The organism is Marinobacter oulmenensis (assembly GCF_014201735.1).
GTDB lineage: Bacteria > Pseudomonadota > Gammaproteobacteria > Pseudomonadales > Oleiphilaceae > Marinobacter > Marinobacter oulmenensis.
This window is the reverse complement of sequence record NZ_JACHFE010000023.1, coordinates 1-1,221: the sequence shown is the minus strand read 5'-3', so window position 1 is coordinate 1,221 and position 1,221 is coordinate 1. Positions and strand designations below refer to the sequence as shown.

The 1,221-nt window shown below is 54.2% G+C and carries 1 protein-coding gene; it reads right to left on the bottom strand.

What is annotated here, in order from left to right; translation table 11 throughout:
• Positions 1-5: 5 nt before the first annotated feature.
• Positions 6-1,159 (bottom strand): IS3 family transposase gene (locus HNR38_RS17130; RefSeq protein ID WP_183706607.1). Its coding sequence is split into 2 segments (ribosomal slippage): positions 6-919 and positions 919-1,159, totalling 1,155 coding nucleotides; the frame shifts between segments, so codons are not numbered across the junction.
• Between the last annotated feature and the right edge of the window lie 62 nt (positions 1,160-1,221).

The following is a 1,221-nucleotide window of genomic DNA, read 5'->3' as shown; positions in this document are numbered from 1 at the left end:
GGGTTCTACCCCGTTTCCACGGACGGTTTTAAAGCGGCTGATAACTTCTGATCCTGAACGGCAACTCTACGTCGCATCCTGGGATTATGGAATCGTTCGATGTAATCGAATACGTCAGCTCGCGCTTCGTTCTGCGTCCGGTAACGCCGGTGATGAACTCGCTCCCGTTTGAGCATTCCGAAGAATCCTTCACAGGCAGCATTATCGCCACAATGACCGACCGCACTCATGCTGCTTACCAACTGGTTGTTACCGAGATATCGCTGGTAGTCACCACTGGTAAATTGACTGCCTCGATCTGAATGCAATATCACTGGGACTTTCCCCTGGCGCTGCCAAACGGCCATCTCAACCGCTCTGATCACCATATGCCGATCCTGGCGGTGATGCATGGACCAACCAACGATCAGCTTGCTGTAAAGGTCGAGAACTACGCAGAGGAAGAGCTTTCCTTCCTGCGTGGGTATTTCCGTAATATCCGTCACCCACTTGGTGTCTGGCTCCAGAGCGGAGAAATTTCGCTCCAGATGATTCCGGATGCCTGGTGGTCGATATGATTGGCGTCCCATGCGTCCGCGCTTCTTGCGTGGCCACCCCTGAATGCCGTGTTTGGCCATCAATCGCGCAACACGGTTCAGGCTGGTTGACGTGCCTTCGGCAATCAGGTCCTCATGCATTCTGGGTGAGCCAATCATGCCACCGCTATCGTCGTGAATCTCTCTGATGCGTGACAGCAAGTGCCGATTTGCCTTTGCCCTGGCGGACTCAGGGCGAGATGCCCAAGCGTAATAACCGCTGGCCGACACCTTCAGGCATCGGCACATAAGACGTATTGGGAAAGTATTGCGACAACGTTGAATCGCCTGATACCTCAGGACGACTCCTTTGCGAAGAACACTGCCGCTTCGCGCAAAAAATCACGCTCCTTCTTCACACGGGCCAGCTCTCGCTTGAGACGGGCAACCTCTTCGTCTCTGGGGGAACCAGAGCCTTTAAAGGCCTTATCCGTTTCCTCATCCGCTTCTCTGCGCCACCGGGACAACAGGTTGGGATTGATGCCGATCTCCAAGGCTACCTGGCGACAACTCACACCGGGTTGCCGGGTTAAGGCGATGGCTTCGCGTTTGAACTCTGGGCTATATTTTCTGCGTCTGGACATGAACACTCCTTTGGCACATTGTGCCTCTTTTTAGGAATGTCCGCAGTAACGGGGTAGAACCC